General features: G+C 37.8%; 1 protein-coding gene. It reads right to left on the bottom strand.

The window, feature by feature from the left end; all coding sequences use genetic code 11:
* Positions 1 to 211 precede the first annotated feature (211 nt).
* Positions 212 to 1,045, bottom strand: coding sequence for a cation transporter (locus tag AS194_RS01890; RefSeq protein ID WP_058023794.1), 834 nt, complete (start codon positions 1,043 to 1,045; stop codon positions 212 to 214).
* Positions 1,046 to 1,094: the final 49 nt, after the last annotated feature.

Genomic DNA, 1,094 nt, shown 5'->3' with positions numbered 1-1,094 from the left:
CCAGATTCTTATCAAAGACTTCATCATCTATTATTCGCCAAACGGCAACTTGCTGATGGTCTTTGGTGGTGACTAGATTTAAAGTTTGTTCAATCATTGCTTGAGGTCTCATATCCTTATGATGTTTATTTGCTTCAAACCCAGTTACTTTACACTTAGCGGTTTAATTAAGCTACTTACTTGAGCTATTTGCTTCAGTTATTAGGCTTGGCTACTTACTCAACTTCAATATTCTAAAGGCGCCCTGAATAACTAAAGCAAATACGATGCTACCAATAATCAAATCAGGCGTACTAGAGTGTAACCAATTAACCAAAATCCCTGCAACAATTACCCCTAAATTGATAATCACATCGTTTGAAGTGAAAATCATACTGGCTTGCATATGGGCTTCTTCTTCTTTGCTTTTCGATTTTTGTAGTAAATAGAGGCAAATCAAGTTTGCAATTAGCGCAAGAATCGATATGACTATCATGGTAGAAAAGTCAGGTAACTGCTCATTGCCAAAGAAACGTCTTAGTACTTCTAAAAAACCAAGAATCGCTAGCGTAATTTGAAAATATCCGGCAATTCTAGCAATCCGTTTTTTCTTAATGACCGTTCCACCGACCGCAAATAAGCTAATTCCGTACACGAAGCTATCTGCTAACATATCTAAGCTGTCGGCGACCAACCCCATCGAACGAGAAATCAGTCCCGTGCTCATTTCAATAATAAAGAAAGCAAAGTTAATGACCAGCACTATCCATAGTAGCTTTCTTTGCTCAGCATCTTTTTTGTGACTAGAGTCAGCATCAATTTTAAAATTATTGTTGGGATCAGAGGGGTCAATGGTTTCGGTCGAGAGTAGGGTGTCTCCTAATTTTAGGTCATGAATAGCAGTCTCTATCCCTTCTATATTGTCATGATGAAACACAGTTAATTGACGGTTAGGAATGTCGAACTCAAGATGTTCAATATTCGAGTGGCCCTCTAATTTCATTCGGATTAGGTTTTCCTCCGAAGGGCAGTCCATCTTCGATATTTTAAAAGTTGTTTTATTCATAGTTACATTTATATCCGGGTGGGTGGTTCAAAAAGTAGGCTGAAAAAAA

The sequence above is a fragment of the Psychrobacter piscatorii genome, from assembly GCF_001444505.1.
GTDB lineage: Bacteria > Pseudomonadota > Gammaproteobacteria > Pseudomonadales > Moraxellaceae > Psychrobacter > Psychrobacter piscatorii_B.
The sequence above is the reverse complement of the archived record's forward strand: the minus strand, read 5'-3'. Positions and strand labels throughout refer to the sequence as shown.